This is a genomic window from Bradyrhizobium sp. CCGUVB4N (assembly GCF_024199945.1).
In the GTDB taxonomy this organism is placed as follows: Bacteria; Pseudomonadota; Alphaproteobacteria; order Rhizobiales; family Xanthobacteraceae; genus Bradyrhizobium.
Map to the genome: position 1 here is coordinate 3,147,489 of NZ_JANADP010000001.1, position 22,758 is coordinate 3,170,246.

Sequence of the window (22,758 nt, forward strand, 5' to 3'; positions counted from 1 at the left end):
CCGGCCTTCTTGCTAGGCTTGGGGCAATGAGCATTTCCGTCCATCCCGATACCCCACAAACCAGGCCGCTGCCGCGCGCGGCGGCGGATGGCGTCGCCTCCGGCGAGGCGGGACGGGGGATCAGGACCCGGCTGTTCACCAAATACGTCGCGTTGTTTGTGGTCGTGGTCGCCGTCGCCCTGCTGGCCAATGGCCTGTTCGAGGTCTTCTTCTATTATCGGGAGCACAAGGCCTCGCTGATCCGGGTCCAGCACGAGCAGGCCGAGGCGGCAGCCGCCAAGATCAGCCAGTTCGTCAAGGAGATCGAGAGCCAGCTCGGCTGGACCACGCAACTGCCATGGTCGGCGGGCTCGATCGAGCCGCGCCGGTTCGACGCGTTGCGGCTGCTGCGTCAGGTGCCGGCGATCACCGAACTCGCCCAGGTCGACGCGTCCGGCAGGGAGCGGTTGCGGGTTTCGCGGCTGGCGATGGACGCGATCGACAGCGGCATCGACCTGTCGAACGACCCGAAGTTCACCGAAGCCGTCGCGCACAAGGTCTATTACGGGCCGGTCTATTTCCGCCGGGAGTCAGAGCCCTACATGACGCTGGCGCAGGCCGGAGCCCGGAAGGATGCGGGCGTCAGCATTGCAGAGGTCAATCTCAAGCTGATCTGGGATGTCGTGTCCCAGATCAAGGTCGGCGAGCACGGGCATGCCTATGTGGTCGGCCCGGAGGGGCGACTGATCGCGCATCCCGATATCAGCCTCGTTCTGCGCAACACCGACCTGTCGGGGCTGGCGCAGGTGCGCGCTGCGCTCGCCGGCGGCGGCGTCATGCCGGACGCCTTGCAGGAAGCGACCAACATCCAGGGGCAGAAGGTTCTGACGGCGTCAGCGCCGATCGCCCCGCTCGGCTGGACCATGTTCGTCGAGCTGCCGGTCGAGGAAGCCTATGCGACGCTCTATGCCTCGCTGGAACGGTTGGCAATCGTGCTGCTCGCGGCCTCGATCTTCGCGGTGCTCGCTGGAATATTCCTCGCGCGCCGTATGGTCGGGCCGATCCAGGCGCTGCGCAGCGGCGCCGAACGGATCGGAGGCGGCGACTTCGCCCAGCGGATCTCGATCAAGACCGGCGACGAGCTCGAGGAACTCGCGGACCAGTTCAATCACATGGGCGAACGTCTGCAGGAATCCTATGCGGATTTGGAAAAGAAGGTCGAGGTCCGAACGGCTGAATTGAGGGAGTCGCTGGAGCAGCAGACGGCGACCTCGGAGGTGCTGCAGGTGATCAGTTCGTCTCCGGGCGAACTCGGGCCGGTGTTCGACAAATTGCTCGAGAATGCCTCGCGCGTCTGTGGCGCGAGTTTCGGGATCATGAATCTGTGGGACGGCGAAGGCTTCACCATCGCGGCTGACTACAACGTACCGCCTGCGTTCGCCGCTTCGCGACGGGATGTGGCGATCCGTCCTCATCCGGAGAGTGCGCTCGCGACCGTTGTCAGGACACATCAGGTCGTTCACGTTCACGATGTCCAAAGCACGCCTGCCTATATTGCCGGAGGGCCCAGCATCCGCGGAATCTCCGATGTGGCCGGCGCCCGCACGATCGTCGTCGTGCCGATGCTGAAGGAGAGCGAGCTGATCGGCACAATCGCGGTCTATCGCAAGGAAGTCCGTCCGTTCACCGACAAGCAGATCTCCGTCGTCGAGAATTTCACGAAGCAAGCCGTCATCGCCATCGAGAATGCGCGGCTGCTGAACGAGTTGCGCAAGCGCACGATGGAGCTCTCGCAATCCCTCGATGAGTTGCGCGCAGCTCAAGGTCGGCTGATCCAGACCGAGAAGCTTGCTTCGCTCGGCCAGCTCACGGCCGGCATCGCCCACGAGATCAAGAACCCGCTCAACTTCGTTAACAATTTCTCGTCGATCTCGACCGAGCTGATCGACGAGCTCAACGAGGTCCTGCAAACGGCGTCGCTCGACGGCAAAACAAAGGACGAGGTGGACGAGCTGACCGGCATGCTGCGGGGAAATCTCGAGAAAGTGGTGCAGCACGGCAAGCGCGCTGATTCCATCGTCAGGAATATGCTGCTGCACTCGCGCGAGGGCTCCGGCGAGCATCGCGCCGCCGACATCAATACGATCGTGGAGGAGAGCCTCAATCTCGCCTATCACGGCGCGCGCGCCGAACGGCCGTCGTTCAACGTGACGCTCCAGCGCGACCTCGATCCGACCGCCGGGATGGCCGACGTCTATCCGCAGGAAATCACCCGCGTCTTCCTCAATCTGATCTCGAACGGCTTCTATGCCGCGACCAAGCGCAAGGAAAGCAGTGCCGATGGATTCGAGCCGACGCTGAGCGCCGCGACGAAGAATCTCGGCGGCAAGGTCGAGATCCGGATCCGCGACAACGGCACGGGCATTCCGCAGGACGTGAAGGAGAAAATGTTCAATCCCTTCTTCACCACCAAGCCGGCCGGTGAGGGCACCGGGCTTGGTCTGTCCATGAGCCATGACATCGTCGTGAAACAGCACGGCGGCACGATCGACGTGACCACCGAGCCCGGTGTATTCACCGAATTCATCATCACCCTGCCACGCGTCATGTCGGCAGGCAGTACTTCCGGAGGCAAGACGTGAACGTTTACATCCTGGTCGTCGATGACGAGCCCGATGTCGAGGCGCTGTTCCGGCAGCAATTCCGGCGCGACCTGCGCGCCGGCCGTTTCCAGATGGAATTCGCGCCCTCGGCGCCCGATGCGCTGAAGCTCGCGGCCGAGGTTCGCGACCCCTCGTTGATCCTGATCCTGTCCGATATCAACATGCCCGGCATGAGCGGGCTCGACATGCTGCCCAAAGTGCGCGCCGAGCATCCGAATGTTCCGGTCATCATGATCACGGCGTACGGCGATGCCGAGACGCGCCGCAAGGCGATCGAGCGCGGCGCCACCGGGCTCCTCACCAAGCCGATCGATTTTGCGTTGCTGCGGCAGCAGATCGACACAAGGCTCGAGCAGGCGGCATGACTCCGACCATCCTCTTCGTCGACGACGAGCCCGACCTCGAGGCGCTGATCCTGCAAAAATTCCGCAGGAAGATTCGCGACGGGCTTGTCGCCATCATGTTCGCGCGCGACGGCCTGGAGGCGCTGGAGTCGCTCGAGCAGAATCCCCAAGTCGATATGGTGGTCTCCGACATCAACATGCCCCGGATGGACGGGCTGTCGCTGCTGCAGAAGCTGCAGGAAGCCGAGGAGAAGAAGTCGACCATCATCGTGTCGGCCTACGGCGACATGAGCAACATCCGCACCGCCATGAACCGTGGCGCGTTCGATTTCCTGACCAAGCCGATCGACTTCGCCGACCTCGAGACCACGATCGACAAGACCCTGCGTCACATCGAGATGTTGCGCGAGGTGAGGCGCCGCCAGGCGGAGGCCGAGCGGGCTCATGCCGCATTGTCGCGCCATTTCTCGCCGGAGCTTGCCAAGCGTCTGGCGGCCGGCGGCGAGGGTGAGGGGATCGCGGTGCAGTGGCGCGATGTCGCGACCATTTTCACCGATATCACCGGCTTCACCTCGCTGGTCGAGACCGCGCCGCCCGAGACGTTGGGCGCGCTCCTCAACGAGTATGTCGGCGGGATGACCGAGGTGGTCTTCTCGCATGACGGGACGGTCGCAAAAATCATCGGCGACGCGATCCAGGTGCTGTTCAATGCGCCCGGCGATCAGCCGGACTACGCGACGCGTGCCGTTGCCTGCGCCCATGATCTCGATGCCTGGGCGCAGGATTTTTGCGCACGGCAGGGCGCAAAGGGCGTGAACTTCGGCACCACCCGCATCGGCATTCACGCCGGCTCCGCGCTGGTCGGCAATTTCGGCGGCAATCGCTTCTTCGATTACACCGCGTATGGGGACACGATCAACATTGCGGCGCGGCTGGAAGCTGCGAACAAGCAGCTTGGTACCCGCATCTGTGTCAGCTCCAGTGTCGCGGAGGCCGCCGAGAATTTTCAGGGGCGTCCCGTCGGCGATCTGATGCTGCGCGGGCGCAGCGAGCCGCTGCGCGCGTTTGAGCCACTGCAGCGTGAAAGGTTCGAGGCGCCCGGGACGGCCCAGTATTCCGAGGCCTTTGCCAGGATGGAAGCCGGTGACGCCACGGCCATGCCGGCCTTTGCCGCGCTGGTCGGTGCGCACGCCGATGATCCTCTCGCCGGATTTCACCTGAGGCGCCTGCTCAACGGCGGCAAGGGCGTCCGCATTCAATTGGATTAGGAGGCCATCATGATTCGTGAATTCTCCGCCGGCAACTATCGGTTCATTCCCTCCGTGTTCCAGTATTCGGCTGGTGCGGCCGCCGACGATAGCTATGAGATCGAGCGCGTCCGGTTCGATCGCCTCGTGCCCCTGGCCGAGGGGTTTGCGCTTGCGGCAAAGTTCATTCAGGAGGCGGGGCGGCCGTTGACGGCCTTCTGTGCCTGCGAGCTGCGCTCGCCGGCTGCCTTCAGCGAGGAGGGGTTTCGCGCGTTCAACCTGCATTACGTCAAGACGCTCTCGGAGTGGGGCATCTTCGACGGCACCACCAATCCGGTGGCGCGCAGCAACGTCTGTCCGGAACTCGATCCTCCAGCCGAGCCGTCGTTCTACGCGTTCTCCTTCACGCGCCCGACAAACTCCAAAGCGCCGTCCTTCGTCATTGCCGGCGGCGCCGAGGCGCGCGAGGGCAGCGGCACCTATGTCGAGCGCACGGTCCGCTACCGCGACCTCAGTCCGGAGGGTTTGCGCGAGAAGGTCCGGTTCACCACGACGTCCCAGATGGAGAACCGGATGACAGCGTTCGGATTCGGCTGGAAGGACACCACCGGCGTGCAGGCCTATTCCGTGCACGACTTCCATCACGCGCTGGTCGACGAGCTGGTTCGGCGTGGTGCGCTACGCTCGGGCCTCACCTGGCATTTCGCGCGGCCGCCGGTGGTCGACCTCGAATACGAGATGGATTGCCGCCGCGTGATGCGGGAGAGCGTCATTTAGCGCTGGCGCGGGTCGAGCGCGTCGCGCAGGCCGTCGCCGAGCAGGTTCAGCGACAGCACCACGAGGAAGATCGCCAGCCCCGGCCAGATCGCCATCCAGGGCGCCTGGGTCAGGAAGCGTTGTGCCGCGTTGAGCATGCTGCCCCAGGATGGCGCCGGTGGCTGCTGGCCGAGACCGAGGAACGACAGCGCCGCTTCGGCGATGATCGCGGCCGCGATCGAGAGCGTCGCCTGAACCAGCAGTGCGGGCAGGATGTTCGGCAGGATGTGCGAGACGGCGATGCGCCAGGACGGGTTGCCGAGTGCACGCGCCGCTTCGACATAGTCCTCGGCCTTGACGCTCAGCACCTGGCCGCGGGTCAGGCGGACAAAGATGGGCGTCGCCGAGATGCCGATCGCGATCATGGCGTTGCCAAGGCTGGGACCGAGGAACGCCGCCAGCGCAATCGCCAGGATCAGGAACGGGCAGGCCAGCATCGCGTCGGTGATCCGGCTGATCAGCGCATCGACGAAGCCACCGCGATAGCCGGCGACGAGACCAAGCGGCACGCCGATGCCGAGCGCGATCGCGACCGAGATCAGGCCGGCCAGCAGCGAGGCGCGCGCGCCGTAGACGACGCGGCTGAGGATATCGCGGCCGAGCTCGTCGGTGCCGAACCAGTGCGCCATCGTGGGCGGCTTGCGCACCAGGCTCCAGCTCGTTGCGACGGGATCGTAGGGCACGATCAGAGGCGCCAGCAACGCGAGCAGGATGAAGATGACGAGGACCACGAGGCCCGCGACCGCCGCCTTGCGCTTGAACAGGCGGCGCCGTGCGCGACGTGCCGGGCTGTCCAGCTCGTCGGCTTGCGCAAGGGGGCCGGACAGGGCGGCGTCGGTCATGGCCTAGCCCCTCAGCCGCGGATTGACGAGGATATAGGCGACATCGGCAACCAGATTGAGCGTGATGTAGACCGTGGCGGTCACCAGCACCACGCCCTGCACGACGGCATAGTCGCGGTTGAACACCGCGTCCACGATCAGCTTGCCGAAGCCGGGAATGGAGAAGATCTGTTCGGTCAGCACGGCGCCGGACAGCAGCGTACCGAGCTCGAGCGCGCCGAGCGTGATGATCGGTGTCAGCGCGTTGCGCATGGCATGTTTCAGGATCACGGAGCGCTCGGAGAGACCCTTCGCGCGCGCTGTACGGACGTAATCGCTTTCCAGCACCTGGAGCATGGCGCTGCGGGTATGGCGCATCAGGACCGCGGCAATCGCGTTGCCGAGCACGAAGGCGGGCATGATCGTGGCAGCCAGGCTCGCACGCCAGTTCTCGGTCAGCGGCACATAGCCCGAGGCCGGCAGCCAGCCGAGCTCGATCGAGAACAGGAAGATCAGCATGATGCCGAGCCAGAAGTTCGGCGTCGAGATGCCCCACAGAGCGAAGAAATTGGCGCCGTAATCCCAGGCCGTTCCCTTCTTCACGGCGGCGACGATCCCGGCGGGAATGCCGATCAGGAAGGCGATGATGATCGCCATCGAGCCGAGCTGCAGCGTCACCGGCAGCTTTTGCGCAATCAGCTCGCGCACCGGCATCTTGTTGCGCAGGGATTCGCCGAAATCGCCTGATAGCACGCCCTTCATCCAGTAGGCGTACTGCACGGGGACCGGCTGATCGAGCCGGTATTGGTGGCGGATCTGTTCGATCACGGCCGGATCGCGCTCTTCGCCCGCCATCACCAGTGCGGGATCGCCCGGCAGCAATTGCTGCAGCGAGAAGATCAGCACCGACACGAAGAACAATGTCGGTACGATCTGCGCAAGCCGGCGGGCGAGAAAGTTCAGCATCGTTGCCGCGTCACTTCAGCTTGAGGCCGACGACGCGCACGAGGCCGTCGGGCATCTGCTTGTAGCCCTCGAGCTTGGTGGTGTGCGCGATGATGATGCGGCGGTGGTAGAGGTAGAGGATCGGCTCCTCGTCCTGGGCCAGCTTGGCCAGCACTTCATAGCTCGCCTTGCGCTTGTCGAGGTCGGTCACGAGCCGCGCGTCTTCCAGCGCCTTGTCGGCCTGCGGATTGTTCCAGTCGCCGTAGTTCTGCGGCGCGCCGCTGTGCAGGAAGACAAAGGTGTTGCCATCAGGATCGACGCGGCCGCTCCAGGCGAGCATGAAGGCCTGGTAATCGCCGGATTCGGCCTGCTTGAGCCCGGTTGCGAATTCGGTGACGCGGATCTTCATGTCGAAGCCGGCTTCCGCGGCCATCGACTGGATGACCTGCGCCGGTGTCTCCGTCTCCGCGCCCTTCGGCACCAGGAAGTCGACGCTGACCGGCGGCGTCACGCCGGCTTCCTTCAAGAGCGCCTTGGCCTTCTCCAAATTGCGGGGGCGGACCGGCAAGCCCTTTTGGTAATAGGGATGATCGGGATTGACCCATTGATTGCCGACCTGGAACTCGCCGTTGAACACGACCTGGTTGATCGCCTCGCGATCGATGGCAAGGTCGAGGGCCTGCCGTACCTTGGCGGACTGGCTCAGCGGTCCCTTGGCCTTGTCCTTGCCGATGTTGAGCGTGATGCCCTGATAGCCGAGCTCGATGGCGGTGGCGACCTTCAGCCGTGAATCGGCGCGCACCTCCTTGAGGTCGGTGGCGAGCACGCGCTCGATCAGATCGAGGCCGCCGGATTTCAAATTCGCAAGCCGCACGGTGGCGTCGACGATGGGCTGGAACACGATCTTGTCGATGAAGACGTTGTCCTTGTTCCAGTAGTCCGCGAACTTCTCGAACACGATGCGGTCCTGCTGCACGCGCTCGACGAATTTGTAGGGGCCGGCGCAGACCGGGTGCAGGCCGAACTTGTCACCGGCTGCCTTTGCCGCCTTCGGCGACATCATCATGCCGGCGCGATCCGTGAGCTGGGCTAGCAGCGGCGAGAACGGCGATTTCAGCACCAGCTTGACGGTGAGGGGATCGACGACATCGATGTGGTCGACCGAGGCAAGCTCCGGCTTGCGGAACGAGCCGGGGAGGGTCAGATGGCGCTCCAGCGAGAATTTGGCGGCCTCCGCGTCGAACGGCTCGCCGTCGTGGAATTTCACGCCGGGACGCAGCTTGATGACGAGCGCCTTGCCGTCGTCGGCGGTCTCGCTCGACAGCGCGAGCTGGGGCACAATGTTGAGCTTCTCGTCGATGTCGAACAGCTTGTCGCAGAATGCCGCGAACACGATGCGGCCGACATAGGTGCGCGCCATCGAGGGATCGAGGATATCCGGGTCCTCGGCAAGGCCGATGCGCAACGTGGTCTGCGCCTGGGCGGCACCAAGCGACAGCAGGAACGCAGCCGCGGTTGCGGCCAAGCGAAACATCTTCATCGGACAGTCCCCATTGCTTCGGCTACGGCGTTGTAGGCCTTGCACTCTGTATACCAACCCCGACCGGGCTTGCGCCTTCCGTCTTTCGGCTGAAGGCTGCGACTAATTTTGCCAGTTCCGGCGTGAAGCCGCCCGCGGTGGGCAGGATGCTGTCGGCCGGAGGTAACTCGCTGGCGCGATGGCAGGCGGTGGCGTGGCCTGCCTCGTCGGCCACCAGCGCCGGCGCTTCGGTACGGCAGCGGTCGATCACGAAGGGGCAGCGGGTGTGGAAGCGACAGCCGGCCGGCGGATTGAGCGCGCTCGGGATCTCGCCTTGCAGCACGACCTTGGCCCGCCTCGCGCGAGGTTGCGGCAGCGGGATCGCGGACAACAGGGCGCGGCTGTACGGATGGCGTGGCTCGGCGAACAACGCGTCCGCATCGGCCTCTTCGACGATGCCGCCGAGATTCATCACCGCGACGCGGTCGGCGATGTGCTTGACCACCGCGAGATCATGCGAAACGAAGATATAGGCCAGACCAAGCCGGTCCTGCAGCTCGCGCAGCAGATTCAAGATCTGCGAGCGGATCGAGACGTCGAGCGCCGAGACCGGCTCGTCGCAGATGATCAGCTTCGGCTCGACCGCGAGCGCGCGGGCGATCGCGATGCGCTGGCGTTGGCCGCCGGAGAATTCGTGCGGATAGCGCCGGGCCAGCCGCGGCTCCAGCCCGACCAGCCGCAAGATTTCCGCGACGCGCTCGCGCCGCTGCTCCGGCGGCACGAGATCGTGCAGCGCGAGCGGCTCGGTCAGGATCTGGCCGACCGTCATGCGCGGGTTGAGCGAGGCGTAGGGGTCCTGAAAGATGATCTGCGCTTCGCGGCGGAATTTGCGGAGCGCATCGGCATCGAGCGAGAGCAGGTCGCGACCGTCGAACCGCACGCCGCCCGCATCGGGCTCGATCAGCCGCAGCACCAGGCGGCTGACGGTGGATTTGCCGCAACCGGATTCACCGACCAAAGCAAGGGTCTTGCCTGCTTCGAGCGTGAAGCTGACCCCATCGACCGCTTTGACATGGGCCAGCGCCCGGCCGAACAGCGACCGCTGGGCGACGAAATGCTTGACCAGGCCGTTGACCTCGAGGAGCGCCATCACGACACCAACAGTTCGAGCGGTGCACGGATGCAGCGCGAGAGATGGCCGGGGCTGACTTCCACCAGCGGCGGCGGCGCCCTCGTGCAGGCGTCCAGCACGAACGGGCAACGCGCGGCAAAACGGCAGCCCGCGGGTGGCTGTGCCATGTTCGGCACCATGCCTTCGATCGTGGCAAGCTGTTCGGCGCGATGGTCCAGGCGCGGGATGGAGCCGAGCAGTCCGACCGTGTAGGGATGCTGCGGCGCGGAGAACAATTCGTCGACCGGCGCGCGCTCGACGATCTCGCCGGCATACATCACCGCGACTTCGTCGCAGACTTCGGCGACGACGCCGAGATCGTGGGTGATCAGGATGATCGCGGCGCCGCTCGCGGCCTTCAGCTCGCGCATCAGTTCCAGGATCTGGGCCTGCAGGGTGACGTCGAGTGCGGTGGTCGGCTCGTCGGCGATCAGGAGCTGCGGATCGCAGGCGAGCGCCATCGCGATCATGACGCGCTGGCGCATGCCGCCGGAGAGCTTGTGCGGATATTCGTCGATCCGACGCTCGGGCGAGGGGATGTGCACGCGGCGCAACAGCTCGATCGCGCGGTCCCGCGCGCCGCGGCGCGAACCGCCGCGATGGCGCAAAATGGTCTCGATGATCTGGTCGCCGATGGTGAAGCTCGGGTTGAGCGAGGTCATCGGTTCCTGGAAAATCATCGCGAGCCGGTTGCCGCGCAGATCGCGCAGCCTCTGGTCCGTGGTCTTCAGCAGATCGAAACCGTCGAAGCGGATCGCGCCCGATATCTCCGTCGTCTGTTTCGGCAGCAGGCCCATGATCGCCAGTGAGGTCACGCTCTTGCCGCAGCCGGATTCACCGACGAGGCCGAGCGTTGCACCATTGGCGACGCTGAGATCGACGCTGTCGACCGCGTGGGTGACGCGGCCGTCGTCACCGTGAAAGCGGATGCGCAGGTCCCTGATCTCGATGAGAGGGCTTGCGCTCATGTCTGTCTTGCCCGCGCCGCGGCGATGCTGGCGTCGATGACGCGGCGATCGGTATTGCCGGCCGGGTTCCGCCGGGTCGGCATGGACGGGCGGAAGTGGACCCAGAGTTCGTGGCTGACCCGTTCGAGCCGCTCGAGCTCGCCGAGCGGGTCGGGATGATCGTCGGCGCGGATGTCGAGCGCCGGCCATTCCTCCTCGCCGTGGATCAGTAGTGCTGCGGACTGCTTGCCGCGCTTGTCGCCGCCGGCGGCTTCGCCGGCGCGCATCGCCGCGAGCAGCCGGCGTGGGAACGGCAGGCTGTCATTGGCGATGTAGGTCTTCGCCGTCTCGGCAAGCACGTCGGCGCCGGCGAGCATGTTGCCCGCGATTGAAAAGCCGCTTCCTGCGATGTTCCCGCACCAGTCGACGCAATCGCGCCCGGTATGCGCGGCGATCGCGCCACTTGCATCCATGATGTGGATCTGGCGGCTCTCGCGGCCGTCGTCGGTCGCGAGCAGGGCGGCGAGCACGTCATGAGCGTTGAGACCCTCGCGCAGCAGCTTGACGCCGTCGATCCCGTAATAGGGATTGACGAAAGCTTGGGTTGCAATGGCGCCAAGTCCCGCCGCGATGTAGGGCACGCGTGCCCCGACGGCGAAGAAGCGGGTCGCGACCGCAATGCCGAACTGGCCGGTGGCAGAATCTCGCGCAATGATCGACCAGGTCATGTGCTGCCTTCAGCGTCCCGCGGCGTAGCCCTGCATGCCGCGCGGATTGGCGGCAGCGCGCCGGCGCACGCCGACGCGCGAGGCCGCGGTGAGGCGGCCCTCGGACCAGTCGGGACCGACCTCGACGATATGCCCACGCTCGCGCAGGTTCTCGATCGTCGCCTTGGGCACGCGGTTTTCGACCACGAGCACACCGGGACGCGCGGTGCGCGGCCAGAACGAGATCGGGAAATGCTCGGAGTGCCAGGCGGGCGCGTCGATCGCCTCCTGGAGATTGAGGTTGCAATGGACGTGGCGCAGGAAGAACTGCGTGATCCATTGATCCTGCTGGTCACCGCCGGGCGAACCCCAGGCGAGGTACGGCTCGCCATCGCGTAGCGCCATGGTCGGCGACAGCGTCGTGCGCGGCCGCTTGCCTGGCGCGAGCGAGCCGGGGTGGTTTTCCTCCAGCCAGAACATCTGGGCGCGACTGCCGAGGCAGAAGCCGAGCTCCGGAATGATCGGCGAGGATTGCAGCCAGCCGCCCGATGGCGTCGAGGACACCATGTTGCCGGCCTTGTCGATGATGTCGAAATGCACGGTGTCGCCGCGCACCTCGCCGAAGCGTCCCACCGTCGGCTCGCCGGCGCCGAGCGCACCGACCGCCTCGCGCTGTCCCTCGGCGCGGCGCAGCTTCACCACGCCGCCAAAGCCTTCGACCGTGCCGGGGACGAAATCGAGCGACGCCTTGTCTGTGACGAGCTTGCGGCGTTGATCGTTGTAGGCATCCGACAGTAGCGTCGCGATCGGGATCTCGCTGAACTTGGGATCGCCGTAGAATTTTTCGCGGTCCGCGAAGGCGAGTTTTGCGCATTCGATCTGGAGATGGATGAACTCCGGCCCGGTCGGATCGAGGCCGTCGAGCGCAAAGCCCTTCAACAGCGCGAGCTGTTGTAGCGTTACCGGACCCTGGCTCCAGACGCCGGCCTTGCAGACGGTGTAGCGGCCGTAATCGTAGGTGAGGGGGGCCTCGATCGTCGGCTGCCAGCGTGCCATGTCGTCGGCGGAGAGCACGCCGCGATGCGGCGAGCCGCTGACGTCCATCACCTCCTGCGTCCGGCAGAACTTGTCGATGGCTTCCGCGACGAAGCCCTGAGACCAGGCCTTGCGCGCGCGCTCGATCTCGGCGTCGCGGCCACCGCCGCCGCTTTCGGCTTCGTTCAAGATCCGGGTGTAGGTCGCGGCGAGCGTCTTGTTGGTGAAGAGCGTGCCGGGCCTCGGTACCTCGCCGTTCGGCAGGTAGACAGCGGCCGAGGTCGGCCAGTGCTTGCGGAACAATTGCTCGACGGTCTGGATCGTGGCGCAGGCGCGCTCGACCAGCGGATAGCCGTCGCGGGCGTAGGAGATCGCAGGCTCCAGCACATCGCGCACGCGCATCGTGCCGTAGTCGCGGAGCAGCATCATCCAGGATTCGAAGGTGCCGGGAACGCAGGCCGCGAGCAGTCCGGTGCCGGGGACCATGTCGAGGCCCTCGCTCTTGTAATGCGCGATCGTGGCGCGCGCCGGCGCCGGGCCCTGGCCGCAGATCACCTCGGTGCGGCCGCGCTTTACGTCATGGACGATAACAGGCACGTCGCCGCCGGGGCCGTTCAGATGCGGCTCGACGACCTGCAGCGTGAACGCGGCGGCGACACCGGCGTCGAAGGCATTGCCGCCCTTTTCGAGAATAGCCATGCCGACAGCGGTTGCGATCCAGTGCGTGGTCGCGACGACACCGAACGTGCCTTCGATTTCTGGGCGCGTCGTGAACGGATCGGGGTTGACGTTGCTGGCCATGGGCTACCTCATTTGCGGCGCGCGCAATTGATCACATCCGACGCTGGGATGCCAAATGCACAGGCCGCATGGCACGCGCGCGTTATGCCGGGACCGGCGCGGTGTTGACCGCGTGACAGGCGACACCGTCGATCAGTTCCGGGGCCTCCTTGCGGCAGAGGTCGTACGCCAGCGGACAGCGCGGATTGAAGGCACAGCCGGACGGCGGATTGATCGGGTTCGGAATCTCGCCCTTCACCGGAATCCGCTGCCGACCGGACATCGCGAGATCAGGCACGGCGCCCAGCAGCATTTTGGTGTAGGGCATACGGGGCCGGGCGAACAGCTCGCGCCCCTCCGCGATCTCGACGATCCGGCCGAGATACATCACGCCGACCCGGCTCGCCATGTGGCGGACCACGGCGAGGTTATGGCTGATGAACAGATAGGTCAGGCCGAACTTGTCCTGCAGGTCGCGCATCAGGTTCAGGATTTGCGCCTGCACGGACACGTCGAGGGCCGAGGTCGGCTCGTCGCAGACGATGAATTCGGCGTCGGAGGCGAGCGCCCGCGCGATTGCGATGCGCTGACGCTGACCGCCGGAGAACTCATGCGGAAATTTCAGGCGGTCGTCGGGATGCAGGCCGACGAGGCTGAGCAACTCGCCGACGCGCGCCTGGATGTCGCGTTCGCCCTGGATCAGGTCGAAGGCGCGGATCGGCTCGGAGATGATGGCATCGACGCGGAAGTGCGGGTTCAGGCTCGCATACGGATCCTGAAAGATCATCTGGATGCGGCGGCGCAGCTTTCGGCGTGCCTGCGCTTGCCGCGGATTGGTCATCGAGACGCCGTCGATCAGGACGTCGCCCGCGCTCGGGGGCAACAGGCCGACCACCATCCGCGCCACCGTGGTCTTGCCCGAGCCGGATTCGCCGACCAGCGCGAAGGTCTCGCCCTTCTTGATGTCGAAGGTGACGTGATCGACCGCCTTGAGATATTCGAGATGTCCGCCTTCCAGCAAGCGGTTGAGCCAGGGCTTCGAGACGTCGAAGACGCGGCGGAGGTTCGTGGCCTGGACGAAGGGGGCGCTCATGCCGCAGTCTCCGCCGGCGCGTTGTCATAGAGATGGCAGGCAACGGACTGCGTGCCGCGCGAGAGCGGCTCCGGCCGCTCCACCCGGCAGCGATCGAAGGCGGATCCGCAGCGCGGGTTGAACGAGCAGCCGCGCGGGATCGCCGACAGGCGCGGCATCGAGCCGGGAATCTGCACCAGACGTTTGTCGTCGCCGGCAAGCGTCGGGATCGCGCCCATTAGACCCTTGGCATAGGGATGCAGCGGATTCCTCACGACGTCCTGCACCGGGCCGATCTCGGCGACGCGACCGGCATACATCACCGCGACGCGGTCCGAGGTCTCGGCGATCACGCCCATGTCGTGGGTCACCAGCATCACGGCGGTGCCGTGGTCGCGGCCGAGCCGCTTGATCAACGAGATGATCTGCGCCTGCACGGAGACGTCAAGCGCGGTGGTCGGCTCGTCCGCGATGATCAGCTCCGGCTCGGCGCAGATCGCCAGCGCAATCACCACGCGCTGGCGCATGCCGCCGGAGAATTCATGAGGGTAGCCGTCGATGCGCTTTTCCGGGGCGGGAATGCCGACCTCGGCGAGGAGGTCGATGGCGCGGCGGCGGGCCGCCTGTTCGGACAGATTGAGGTGGGTCCGGATCGTTTCCACGATCTGGTCGCCGACCTTGTACAGCGGATTGAGCGAGGTGAGCGGATCCTGGAAGATCATGCCGATGCGCTTTCCCCTGATACGGCGCATCTCCTCCGGCGGCATATTGTCGATGCGCAGGCCTGCGAGGTGGATCTCGCCACCGGCGATGCGGCCGGGCGGATCGATCAGGCCGATCACCGAAAGCCCGGTGACGGATTTGCCGGCGCCGGATTCGCCGACCACGCCGAGCACTTCGCCCTTGGCGATGTCGAAGGAAACACCGTCGATCGCGCGCAGCGTGCCGCGGCGGGAGGCGAACTCGACCTGGAGATTACGGACGGAGAGAACGGGTTCGGTCATGAACGCTGCATACTCATCGGAGTTTCGGGTTGAGCGCGTCGCGCAGCCAGTCGCCGAGCAGGTTGATCGACAGGATCAGGGCCGCGAGCGCGATTCCCGGGAAGGCGACGATCCACCATTCGCCTGCGAACAGATATCCGTTGCCGATGCGGATCAGCGTACCGAGCGACGGCATGGTCTCGGGCATGCCCGAGCCGAGGAAGGACAGCGTTGCCTCGGTGATGATGGCGAGCGCGAGGTTGATGGTGGCGATCACTAGGATCGGTCCCGTGGTGTTCGGCAGCACGTGGCGCAGCATGATCACGGGGGCGGGCAGGCCGATCAATTGCGCGGCTGCGACATAATCCTTGTTCTTCTCGACCAGCACCGAGCCACGCACCGTGCGGGCGTACTGCACCCAAAAGCTCAGCCCGATCGCGAACACCAGGACCGCCAACATGCTCATCTCGTCGAGCTTGTTGCCGAAGACCGACTTGGCGATGCCGTTGATCAGGAGCGCGATCAGGATGGCCGGGAAGGAAAGCTGCACGTCGGCGATGCGCATGATCAGCCCATCGACGGCGCCGCCGAAATAGCCGGCCGTCAGCCCGAGCAGGATGCCGATTGCGCCGGAGAGGACCACGCCGAGCACGCCGACGAGCAGCGAGATGCGCAGGCCGTAGAGGATCGCGGACAGCACGTCGCGGCCCTGCTCGTCGGTGCCGAGCAGGAACGGGCTCTGGCCGTCGGCGGTCCAGAGCGGCGAGATGCGTGAATTCATCAGCTGGAGCTGCGCCGGGTCGAACGGGTTTTGGACCGATAGCACCGAGGCGAAGATCGCGACCAGGAAGAACAGCAGCGTCACCCCCGCGGCGATCATGGTGATCCTGGAGCGGCGGAACGAATAGAACAGGTCGCTGTCGAGCGCGCGCCGGAACCAGCCGGGTGCGGCGGCGCGCTTCTCGGTGCTGCGTGGAACGACGGCTTCGCTCATGTCAGTGCGCCCGGCTGACCGTCGAGCGCAGCCGCGGATCGACGATGGTGTAGAGGATATCAACCACGAGATTGATGGTGACGAAGATCAGCGACACCATCATCAGATAGGCCGCCATGATCGGAATATCGACGTTCTGAACGGCCTGCACGAACAGGAGTCCCATGCCCGGCCACTGGAACACGGTCTCGGTGATGATCGCGAAAGCAATGACCGAGCCAAATTGCAGACCCGCCACGGTGATGACGGGAACCAGCGTGTTGCGCAGCGCGTGGCCGAAATGGATCGCCCGCGTGGTCAGCCCGCGGGCACGGGCGAATCGGATGTAGTCGGTCCGCATGACCTCGAGCATCTCCGCGCGGACCAGTCGCATGATCAGGGTCATCTGGAATAGGCCAAGCGTGATCGAGGGCATGATCAGCGCTTTGAGGCCTGACAGGGTCAGGAGCCCCGTCGTCCACCAGCCGATATGCACGACGTCGCCCCGCCCGAACGAGGGCAGCCAGCCGAGCGTTACCGAGAACAGGTAGATCATGAGAATGCCGATCAGGAAGGTCGGCAGCGAGATGCCGATCAAGGAGACGGCCTGGAATATGTGCGTGAGCCAGCTGTCACGGCGCAGCGCCGAATAGACGCCCATCAGGATGCCACAGATCATCGCGAAGATGGTGGCGCAGATCGCAAGCTCCAGCGTCGCGGGCATCCGCTCCATCAGCAGATTGGTGACAGGCAGACGGAACTGGTAGGAGACGCCGAACTTGAACTGCGCGGCGTTGCCGATATAGCGGCCGAACTGCACGATCACGGGATCGTCGAGGCCGAGCGATTTGCGGATCGCGGCGCGTTCGGCGCCGGACGTGTCCATCCCGACCATCTGGTTCACGGGATCGCCGGCGAAGCGAAACATCGAGAACGAGATGATTCCGACGGCAATCATGACACCGATGGCCTGGATGGCTCGGCGCAGTGTGAAAGCGAGCATCTGTTCCTTTCACATTTTTTCAGCAGCACGCATCATCGCGTTAGCCCGAAACAGCAAGTCCCGGAAGCCAGAGCTTCCGGGACTTCACAACTTGTCGATACCTACTCTTCCTGCTTGGTCGCCCAGTAGAGCATGACCATGTTGTCAGCACGCTGGGTCAGCTTCACCTTTTTCGACACGCCCCAGGCGAGCGCCTGCTGGTGCAGCGGGATATAGGCCCAGTCCTTCATCGAGAGCTCGAACGCCTGCTTGATCAGCTGATCGCGCTTGGCGGTATCGGATTCCACGAGAACCTTGTCGGCGAGCTCGTCGAACTGCTTGTTGCAATAGCCGGCAAGATTGGCTTCGCCGCGGTTGGGATCCTTGGGATCATCCCGGCAGCCCATGATGTCGTGCAGGACGTTCTGGGAGTCGACCGTATCTGGGGTCCAGCCCAGCATGTACAGCGAGGTCTTGTAGCCGCCGGGCTTCAGCACCTTGGCGAAATACTGGGCCTTTGGTTGCGCGAGCAGATCCACCTTGATGTTGATGCGGGCGAGCATGCCGACGATCGCCTGGCAGATCGCTGCGTCATTGACGTAACGGTCGTTCGGGCAGTCCATCGTCACTTCGAAACCGTCGGCATAGCCGGCGTCGGCCAAGAGCTTCTTGGCGGCATCGGGGTCGAACTTCGGCCGGATCAAGTCCTTCGCGGAAAAGATCTCTGGTGCGACCATCAATGCGGACGGCGTGGACAGCCCGCGCATGACGCGATTCTTGATCAGGTCGACATCGATCGCACGATAGACCGCTTCGCGGACGCGAACGTCCTTGAATGGGTTCTTGCCCTTGACGTTGGAGTAAAGCAGCTCGTCGCGGGCCTGATCCATGCCAACGAAGATGGTGCGGAGCTCGGGTCCCGTCAGGGCGGTGGCGTTGGGGCTCGCTTTGACGCGCTCGATGTCCTGGACCGGAACCGGTTCGATCACGTCGACCTCGCCCGAGAGTAGGGCCGCGACACGCGTCGCCGGGTTTGCAATCGGCGTGAACACGATCTCCTTCAGATTATGCTCCGGCTTGCCCCACCAGTTCGGGTTGACCTTGAAGACGGTCTTCACGCCCGGCTGATGGCTTTCAATGGTGAAGGGTCCGGTGCCGTTTTCATGGAGCGAGGCATAGCTCGGGGTCGTCGCAGCTGCGGGCGTCGGTGCCACCGCATCGTTCGCCTCCGCCCATTTTTTGTCCATGATGTACCAGGTCGCCCACAGTGCCGTCAGGATGGGATTGGGCGAGGTCAGGACGAAATCGACGGTGTAATCGTCGACCTTGATGGCCTTGGCGTCGGCGGGAACGCGGCTCTGGAAATTCGAGCCCTTCGCTCGCACGCGCTCGGCCGAGAACACCACGTCATCGGCGGTGAACGGGTCACCGTTGTGGAATTTCACGCCCTTGCGCAGGTGAAAGCGCCAGCGCGTCGGCTCCGGCGTCTCCCAGCTTTCGGCGAGCGCCGGGACGATCTTCAGGTCCTTGCCGCGGGCAACCAAGCCCTCATAGACGTGGCCGAGATGCGCACTGGTGGTGGATTCATTCAGGGTGTAGGGGTCGAGCGACTTAAGCTCACCCTGGTTGGCGTAGCGCAGCGTCTGGCTCGACGCCGGCGACACCGCCAATGCGAGCACACCGGCGAGCGTCGCCGCAAACAAACTTCGTCCGACTGACATTCTTGACCCTCTCCACTCGCCCGCACCGTAATTTTTGATTGTTCGGCGGGGCTGATCGATCCATGTTGCCCAGAGTTCTCGACCCGTGCAAGCGCCATTCCAGCAAGGAACGCGCCAAGTTGCACCGCTGTGCAGCAATGCTGACCGGCAATTTATGGGGCGAAAGGCGCACGGGCGACATTGGACTTTCGGCCGGTGAGGCCGCGAAAATGAGGGTGGAAACGGCCCGCCGGCGCCCATTCGCGCCGACAATTTGATTGACCATATCCGCCGATTGCGGAAGCCCGTGTCCGGCCCCAGGTCTCAGGTCGCTTGCGTCGCACACCATGTCGCGGCGATACTGTGTGACGCCGCTCGAATCTCATCCGGAGGGGACATGAAAGTTAATATCGAAATCGACTGCACCCCCCTTGAGGCCCGCCAGTTCTTCGGATTGCCGGACGTGATGCCGATGCAGACCGCTGTGATGGACAAGCTGCAGCAGCAGATGATGTCCAACATCGAAAAGGTCTCGCCGGAATCGCTGATCCAGAGCTGGTTCACCTTCGATCCCAAGATCGCGGAACGGTTTCAGGATATGTTCGTGACCATGGCCGGTCTCGGTAGCCCGCGCAGCAGCGACAAGAAGAAATAATGCCGGCCACGCGCGACGAGGCGCCAGGCAAGGGCCGGCTTCGTCCGCCGGCCATTGGCCTGTTGCTCGCAGAGGCGCGGAGCCTGTTCGAATTCAACGCCAGCGTCCTGCTGTCGCCACTGCTGATGCGCGCGCCCAGGGGCGACGGCCATCCCGTGCTGGCGCTGCCGGGCTTTCTCGCCAGCGATCTGTCGATGGCGCCGATGCGGCGTTATCTCGGCGAGCTCGGCTATGAGCCGCATGCCTGGCGAATGGGGCGCAATCTCGGCGGGCTGGCGCGAATGCGAGAAGCCCTGCGCATGCGCCTCACCGACATCCACGCTGCAAGCGGACGGAAGGTCAGCCTGGTCGGATGGAGCCTCGGCGGCGTTTATGCGCGCGATCTCGCGCTCCACGCGCCCGACATGGTCCGCTCCGTCATCACGCTCGGCAGCCCCTTCGCCAACGATGTGCGGGCCACCAATGCGACGGCGCTCTACGAGGCCTTGTCCGGCGAGCGGGTCGAGGATCTCGCCGAGCTGCGCGATGCGATCGCGGGCGATCTTCCGGTGCCGGCGACGTCGATCTATTCGCGCACGGACGGCGTCGTGAATTGGCGGACTTGCCTGCTACACCCCTCCGATCGGGCCGAGAATATCGAGGTGCATCTGGCAAGCCATATCGGGCTCGGGGTGAACCCGGCTGCGCTATGGGCCGTGGCGGATCGCCTTGCGCAACCCGAGGGGGAGTTCTGGCCATTTGACCGGGCCGGTCCGTTTGCCATTGCATATGCCCCGCCAGAGCGGGCAGTATCGGCCTGACGAGAAGCGCCAGTAAAGGCGCCCGTCGAATATGAGCGGAGGGAACTATGGCTGACGGTAAGAAGCTGTCGTCGCTGGACGCGTCATTTCTGTATCTGGAAACGCCGGAAATGCCGATGCATGTCGGCAGCATGGCGATCTTTCGCCTGCCTGACGATTACAAGGGCGACTTCTTCGAAGACTTCAAGGCGATGATCGTCTCGCGGTTGCACATCGCGCCGATCCTCAAGGCGCGCCTGGAGAAGGCGCCGCTCGACATCGATCATCCGACCTGGGTCGAGGACGACCAGTTCGACATCGACCGTCATATCTTCCGCGCCAGCCTGCCGGCACCGCGCGATCGCGCCACGCTCGAGCGCATCGTCGGCTGGATGCATGCCAAGCTCCTGAACCGTGCTCGCCCGCTCTGGGAGTTCTACGTGTTCGAAGGCATGAAGGACAACGAGGTCGGGCTCTATTCCAAGATGCACCATGCCGCGATCGACGGCGGTGCCGGTGCGGCGCTGACCAACATGATCTACGACATCTCGCCGATCCCGCGGAAGGTCGATCCGCCCGTGGGCGGTGCAAAGCCGGGACAGGAGCCGCGCGACATCGCGGCGAACCTGCTCGATTCCTATCAGCAGCTCTTCACCCAGCCGCTCGATGCCTCGGCGGCGGCGAAGAACCTGCAACTGCCGCGCACCGGCAAGAGCGACATCGGTTCGATCCTGTTCGACAACGCGATGTACCAGATCGAGAGCGCGGTGCGTTTTGCCGGCAATATCCCGACCATGGTCAAGAGCGTTTCCGACGTGCTCGGCAAGATTTCCGATCCGAAGTCGCGCGAGAGCCTCGCCAGCATGGTGTCGCCGCCGACCATGCTCAACAAGTCGATTTCGTCGGAGCGCAGCTTTGCCGGCGTATCGATCTCGCTGTCGCGCTCCAAGGCGCTGGCCAAGCAGGCCGGCGGCAAGCTCAACGACGTGGTGCTGGCGCTCGCCTCCGGCGTGGTCCGCCGCTATCTGCAGCAATACGGCACGCTACCGGCAAAATCGCTCACCGCCGCTGTGCCGATTTCGCTGCGCGAGGAGGGCAACACCGAGGCCAACAACCAGGTGTTCGGGATGATTTGCTCGATCGCGACTAACATCGATGATCCCAAGGCGCGGCTGGAGGCCATCATCGCGCAGTCGACGAAATCCAAGGAGATGTCGCATCCGCTGCGGGCACTCATGCCGCAGGTGTCCAACATCTCGATGCTGGGCGCGCCGATCATCGTCCAGATCCTGGCGCTGCTCTACAGCCGCTCGGATTTGTCGGACGTGCTGCCGCCGGCGGCGAACATCACGGTGTCAAACGTGCCGGGGCCGCGCCAGACGCTCTATGCCGCAGGTGCCGAGCTGCTGCACATCTTCCCGGTGTCGATCTCGACACATGGGCAGGCGCTCAACATCACTGTGCAGAGCTACCGCGACCAGCTCGATTTCGGCTTCATCGTCGGCGCCAACATCATTCCGCACGTGCAGGTGATGTGCGACATGCTGCCGGAGGAGTTTGCCGCGCTCGAAGCGGCCTATGCGCCACCCGCGGCCGACGTCAAGGGCGCGGCCGAATAGGAAGCTTGCCAGGATTTTTGCAATGATCGAAATGCCGCCGCTCAAGTTCGCGCAGACGAACGGAATCCGCATGGGCTATTACGAGGCGGGCCCTGTCACCGACAAGCCGCCGGTGGTGCTATGCCATGGCTGGCCCGAACTGGCCTTCTCCTGGCGCCATCAGATCAAGGCGCTGAGCGAGGCCGGCATTCGCGTGATCGCGCCGGACCAGCGCGGCTATGGCGCGACCGACCGGCCCGAGCCGGTCGAAGCCTATGACATGGAGCATTTGACCGGCGATCTCGTCGGCTTGCTCGATCATCTCGAGATCGAGAAGGCGATCTTCGTCGGCCATGATTGGGGCGGCTTCGTCGTCTGGCAAATGCCGTTGCGGCATCCCGCGCGTGTTGCTGGCGTCGTCGGTGTCAACACACCGCATTGGGACCGCGCGCCGATCGACCCGATCGCACTGTTCCGCCAGCGCTTCGGCGACCAGATGTACATCGTCCAGTTCCAGGATCCCGCGCGCGAGCCGGACAGGATCTTCGGCAGCCGCGTCGAGCAGACCTTCGACGCCTTCATGCGCAAGCCACTGGCGCGGCCGCCGGCGAAACCGGACGAGGCGCCGATTGCAGGCGTCGGCGCCTCGTCGAAGACCAATTTGGCTTTCCCGCAGATGATCGCGGCCTATGACGCCAAGGTCGATCCACGGACGCCGATCCTGTCGGCTGACGAGAGACAAGTGTTCGTCGACACCTTCACGAAGACCGGCTTCACCGGCGGCATCAACTGGTATCGCAACTTCACCCGCAATTGGGAGCGGTCGCAGGGGCTCGATCACCACATCAGCGTGCCGTCGTTGATGATCATGGCCGAGAACGACGCGGTGCTGCCGCCGTCGGCGGCCGACGGCATGGAGAAGCTGGTGGCGGATCTCGAGAAGCATCTGGTGAGGGACAGCGGCCATTGGACGCAGCAGGAGAAGCCGGAAGAGGTCAGCGCCAAGCTGATCGAATGGCGTAGAAGGCGGTTTGGCTAGCTC

Annotated in this window: 20 protein-coding genes; 8 read left to right on the forward strand and 12 right to left on the reverse strand. The window is 64.7% G+C overall.

Going from position 1 to position 22,758, the window contains the following annotated elements:
- Nucleotides 1–26: 26 nt before the first annotated feature.
- From NLM31_RS14200 to NLM31_RS14215, 4 genes are read left to right on the forward strand one after another with little or no spacing between them, the layout of a single operon-like run.
- On the forward strand, nucleotides 27–2,621 hold the full coding sequence (locus NLM31_RS14200) for an ATP-binding protein (protein ID WP_254192629.1): 2,595 nt from the start codon (nucleotides 27–29) through the stop codon (nucleotides 2,619–2,621).
- Complete coding sequence (locus tag NLM31_RS14205; protein ID WP_254129960.1) at nucleotides 2,618–3,007, forward strand: response regulator; 390 nt, start codon at nucleotides 2,618–2,620, stop codon at nucleotides 3,005–3,007. The genes NLM31_RS14200 and NLM31_RS14205 overlap by 4 nt, the downstream gene beginning before the upstream one ends.
- Nucleotides 3,004–4,254: an adenylate/guanylate cyclase domain-containing protein gene (locus NLM31_RS14210; RefSeq protein WP_254192630.1), complete on the forward strand. Its 1,251-nt coding sequence runs from the start codon at nucleotides 3,004–3,006 to the stop codon at nucleotides 4,252–4,254. Before NLM31_RS14205 ends, NLM31_RS14210 begins: the two co-directional genes overlap by 4 nt.
- Nucleotides 4,255–4,263: 9 nt before the next feature.
- Nucleotides 4,264–5,010: a hypothetical protein gene (locus NLM31_RS14215; RefSeq protein ID WP_254192631.1), complete on the forward strand. Its 747-nt coding sequence runs from the start codon at nucleotides 4,264–4,266 to the stop codon at nucleotides 5,008–5,010.
- Here the strand turns inward: NLM31_RS14215 and NLM31_RS14220 are convergent.
- From NLM31_RS14220 to NLM31_RS14275, 12 genes are all read right to left on the reverse strand, one after another.
- Nucleotides 5,007–5,891 carry an ABC transporter permease gene (locus NLM31_RS14220; RefSeq protein WP_254192632.1) on the reverse strand — a complete coding sequence of 295 codons (885 nt, stop codon included), beginning with the start codon at nucleotides 5,889–5,891 and terminating at the stop codon, nucleotides 5,007–5,009. The genes NLM31_RS14215 and NLM31_RS14220 overlap by 4 nt on opposite strands.
- 3 nt (nucleotides 5,892–5,894) lie before the next feature.
- Nucleotides 5,895–6,836 (reverse strand): ABC transporter permease, encoded by a 942-nt coding sequence (locus NLM31_RS14225; RefSeq protein WP_254129964.1) that lies wholly within the window; start codon nucleotides 6,834–6,836, stop codon nucleotides 5,895–5,897.
- Between the two features lie 10 nt (nucleotides 6,837–6,846).
- Complete coding sequence (locus NLM31_RS14230) at nucleotides 6,847–8,355, reverse strand: ABC transporter substrate-binding protein (RefSeq protein WP_254129965.1); 1,509 nt, start codon at nucleotides 8,353–8,355, stop codon at nucleotides 6,847–6,849.
- Between the two features lie 22 nt (nucleotides 8,356–8,377).
- Nucleotides 8,378–9,484, reverse strand: coding sequence for an ABC transporter ATP-binding protein (locus tag NLM31_RS14235; RefSeq protein ID WP_254192633.1), 1,107 nt, complete (start codon nucleotides 9,482–9,484; stop codon nucleotides 8,378–8,380).
- Nucleotides 9,484–10,473, reverse strand: a complete 990-nt coding sequence (locus NLM31_RS14240) for an ABC transporter ATP-binding protein (RefSeq protein WP_254192634.1) — start codon at nucleotides 10,471–10,473, stop codon at nucleotides 9,484–9,486. Before NLM31_RS14240 ends, NLM31_RS14235 begins: the two co-directional genes overlap by 1 nt.
- Nucleotides 10,470–11,180, reverse strand: a complete 711-nt coding sequence (locus tag NLM31_RS14245) for a DUF1028 domain-containing protein (RefSeq protein ID WP_254192635.1) — start codon at nucleotides 11,178–11,180, stop codon at nucleotides 10,470–10,472. Before NLM31_RS14245 ends, NLM31_RS14240 begins: the two co-directional genes overlap by 4 nt.
- A gap of 9 nt (nucleotides 11,181–11,189) precedes the next feature.
- Nucleotides 11,190–12,995 carry a gamma-glutamyltransferase family protein gene (locus tag NLM31_RS14250; protein ID WP_254129969.1) on the reverse strand — a complete coding sequence of 602 codons (1,806 nt, stop codon included), beginning with the start codon at nucleotides 12,993–12,995 and terminating at the stop codon, nucleotides 11,190–11,192.
- Between the two features lie 82 nt (nucleotides 12,996–13,077).
- Complete coding sequence (locus NLM31_RS14255) at nucleotides 13,078–14,067, reverse strand: ABC transporter ATP-binding protein (RefSeq protein ID WP_254129970.1); 990 nt, start codon at nucleotides 14,065–14,067, stop codon at nucleotides 13,078–13,080.
- Nucleotides 14,064–15,050: an ABC transporter ATP-binding protein gene (locus NLM31_RS14260; RefSeq protein ID WP_254192636.1), complete on the reverse strand. Its 987-nt coding sequence runs from the start codon at nucleotides 15,048–15,050 to the stop codon at nucleotides 14,064–14,066. The genes NLM31_RS14255 and NLM31_RS14260 overlap by 4 nt, the downstream gene beginning before the upstream one ends.
- A 13-nt stretch (nucleotides 15,051–15,063) precedes the next feature.
- The gene (locus NLM31_RS14265; RefSeq protein ID WP_254192637.1) at nucleotides 15,064–16,023 is read right to left on the reverse strand and encodes an ABC transporter permease; all 960 of its coding nucleotides are present in this window, start codon (nucleotides 16,021–16,023) and stop codon (nucleotides 15,064–15,066) included.
- Between the two features lies 1 nt (nucleotide 16,024).
- Nucleotides 16,025–17,005 (reverse strand): ABC transporter permease, encoded by a 981-nt coding sequence (locus NLM31_RS14270; RefSeq protein ID WP_212297955.1) that lies wholly within the window; start codon nucleotides 17,003–17,005, stop codon nucleotides 16,025–16,027.
- Between the two features lie 101 nt (nucleotides 17,006–17,106).
- A complete protein-coding gene (locus NLM31_RS14275) occupies nucleotides 17,107–18,705 on the reverse strand; it encodes an ABC transporter substrate-binding protein (protein ID WP_254192638.1) in 1,599 nt (532 codons plus the stop codon).
- Between the two features lie 376 nt (nucleotides 18,706–19,081).
- Here NLM31_RS14275 and NLM31_RS14280 point away from each other — a divergent pair, with 376 nt between their 5' ends.
- From NLM31_RS14280 to NLM31_RS14295, 4 genes are read left to right on the forward strand one after another with little or no spacing between them, the layout of a single operon-like run.
- Nucleotides 19,082–19,339: a DUF6489 family protein gene (locus tag NLM31_RS14280; RefSeq protein ID WP_254129974.1), complete on the forward strand. Its 258-nt coding sequence runs from the start codon at nucleotides 19,082–19,084 to the stop codon at nucleotides 19,337–19,339.
- Complete coding sequence (locus tag NLM31_RS14285; RefSeq protein ID WP_254192639.1) at nucleotides 19,339–20,139, forward strand: triacylglycerol lipase; 801 nt, start codon at nucleotides 19,339–19,341, stop codon at nucleotides 20,137–20,139. The genes NLM31_RS14280 and NLM31_RS14285 overlap by 1 nt, the downstream gene beginning before the upstream one ends.
- Nucleotides 20,140–20,186: 47 nt before the next feature.
- On the forward strand, nucleotides 20,187–21,737 hold the full coding sequence (locus tag NLM31_RS14290; protein ID WP_254192640.1) for a wax ester/triacylglycerol synthase family O-acyltransferase: 1,551 nt from the start codon (nucleotides 20,187–20,189) through the stop codon (nucleotides 21,735–21,737).
- 22 nt (nucleotides 21,738–21,759) lie between these two features.
- Nucleotides 21,760–22,755, forward strand: coding sequence for an alpha/beta fold hydrolase (locus tag NLM31_RS14295; RefSeq protein WP_254192641.1), 996 nt, complete (start codon nucleotides 21,760–21,762; stop codon nucleotides 22,753–22,755).
- Nucleotides 22,756–22,758 lie beyond the last annotated feature (3 nt).

Excerpts from the sequence above, each read along its gene's own strand:
- NLM31_RS14270 (WP_212297955.1), bottom strand. The coding sequence starts at position 17,005 with ATGCTCGCTTTCACACTGCGCCGAGCCATCCAGGCCATCGGTGTCATG.
- NLM31_RS14220 (WP_254192632.1), bottom strand. The coding sequence starts at position 5,891 with ATGACCGACGCCGCCCTGTCCGGCCCCCTTGCGCAAGCCGACGAGCTG.
- NLM31_RS14240 (WP_254192634.1), bottom strand. The coding sequence starts at position 10,473 with ATGAGCGCAAGCCCTCTCATCGAGATCAGGGACCTGCGCATCCGCTTT.
- NLM31_RS14295 (WP_254192641.1), top strand. The coding sequence starts at position 21,760 with ATGATCGAAATGCCGCCGCTCAAGTTCGCGCAGACGAACGGAATCCGC.
- NLM31_RS14260 (WP_254192636.1), bottom strand. The coding sequence starts at position 15,050 with ATGACCGAACCCGTTCTCTCCGTCCGTAATCTCCAGGTCGAGTTCGCC.
- NLM31_RS14285 (WP_254192639.1), top strand. The coding sequence starts at position 19,339 with ATGCCGGCCACGCGCGACGAGGCGCCAGGCAAGGGCCGGCTTCGTCCG.
- NLM31_RS14255 (WP_254129970.1), bottom strand. The coding sequence starts at position 14,067 with ATGAGCGCCCCCTTCGTCCAGGCCACGAACCTCCGCCGCGTCTTCGAC.
- NLM31_RS14245 (WP_254192635.1), bottom strand. The coding sequence starts at position 11,180 with ATGACCTGGTCGATCATTGCGCGAGATTCTGCCACCGGCCAGTTCGGC.
- NLM31_RS14235 (WP_254192633.1), bottom strand. The coding sequence starts at position 9,484 with ATGGCGCTCCTCGAGGTCAACGGCCTGGTCAAGCATTTCGTCGCCCAG.
- NLM31_RS14265 (WP_254192637.1), bottom strand. The coding sequence starts at position 16,023 with ATGAGCGAAGCCGTCGTTCCACGCAGCACCGAGAAGCGCGCCGCCGCA.
- NLM31_RS14275 (WP_254192638.1), bottom strand. The coding sequence starts at position 18,705 with ATGTCAGTCGGACGAAGTTTGTTTGCGGCGACGCTCGCCGGTGTGCTC.
- NLM31_RS14230 (WP_254129965.1), bottom strand. The coding sequence starts at position 8,355 with ATGAAGATGTTTCGCTTGGCCGCAACCGCGGCTGCGTTCCTGCTGTCG.
- NLM31_RS14280 (WP_254129974.1), top strand. The coding sequence starts at position 19,082 with ATGAAAGTTAATATCGAAATCGACTGCACCCCCCTTGAGGCCCGCCAG.
- NLM31_RS14225 (WP_254129964.1), bottom strand. The coding sequence starts at position 6,836 with ATGCTGAACTTTCTCGCCCGCCGGCTTGCGCAGATCGTACCGACATTG.
- NLM31_RS14210 (WP_254192630.1), top strand. The coding sequence starts at position 3,004 with ATGACTCCGACCATCCTCTTCGTCGACGACGAGCCCGACCTCGAGGCG.
- NLM31_RS14200 (WP_254192629.1), top strand. The coding sequence starts at position 27 with ATGAGCATTTCCGTCCATCCCGATACCCCACAAACCAGGCCGCTGCCG.
- NLM31_RS14290 (WP_254192640.1), top strand. The coding sequence starts at position 20,187 with ATGGCTGACGGTAAGAAGCTGTCGTCGCTGGACGCGTCATTTCTGTAT.
- NLM31_RS14250 (WP_254129969.1), bottom strand. The coding sequence starts at position 12,995 with ATGGCCAGCAACGTCAACCCCGATCCGTTCACGACGCGCCCAGAAATC.
- NLM31_RS14215 (WP_254192631.1), top strand. The coding sequence starts at position 4,264 with ATGATTCGTGAATTCTCCGCCGGCAACTATCGGTTCATTCCCTCCGTG.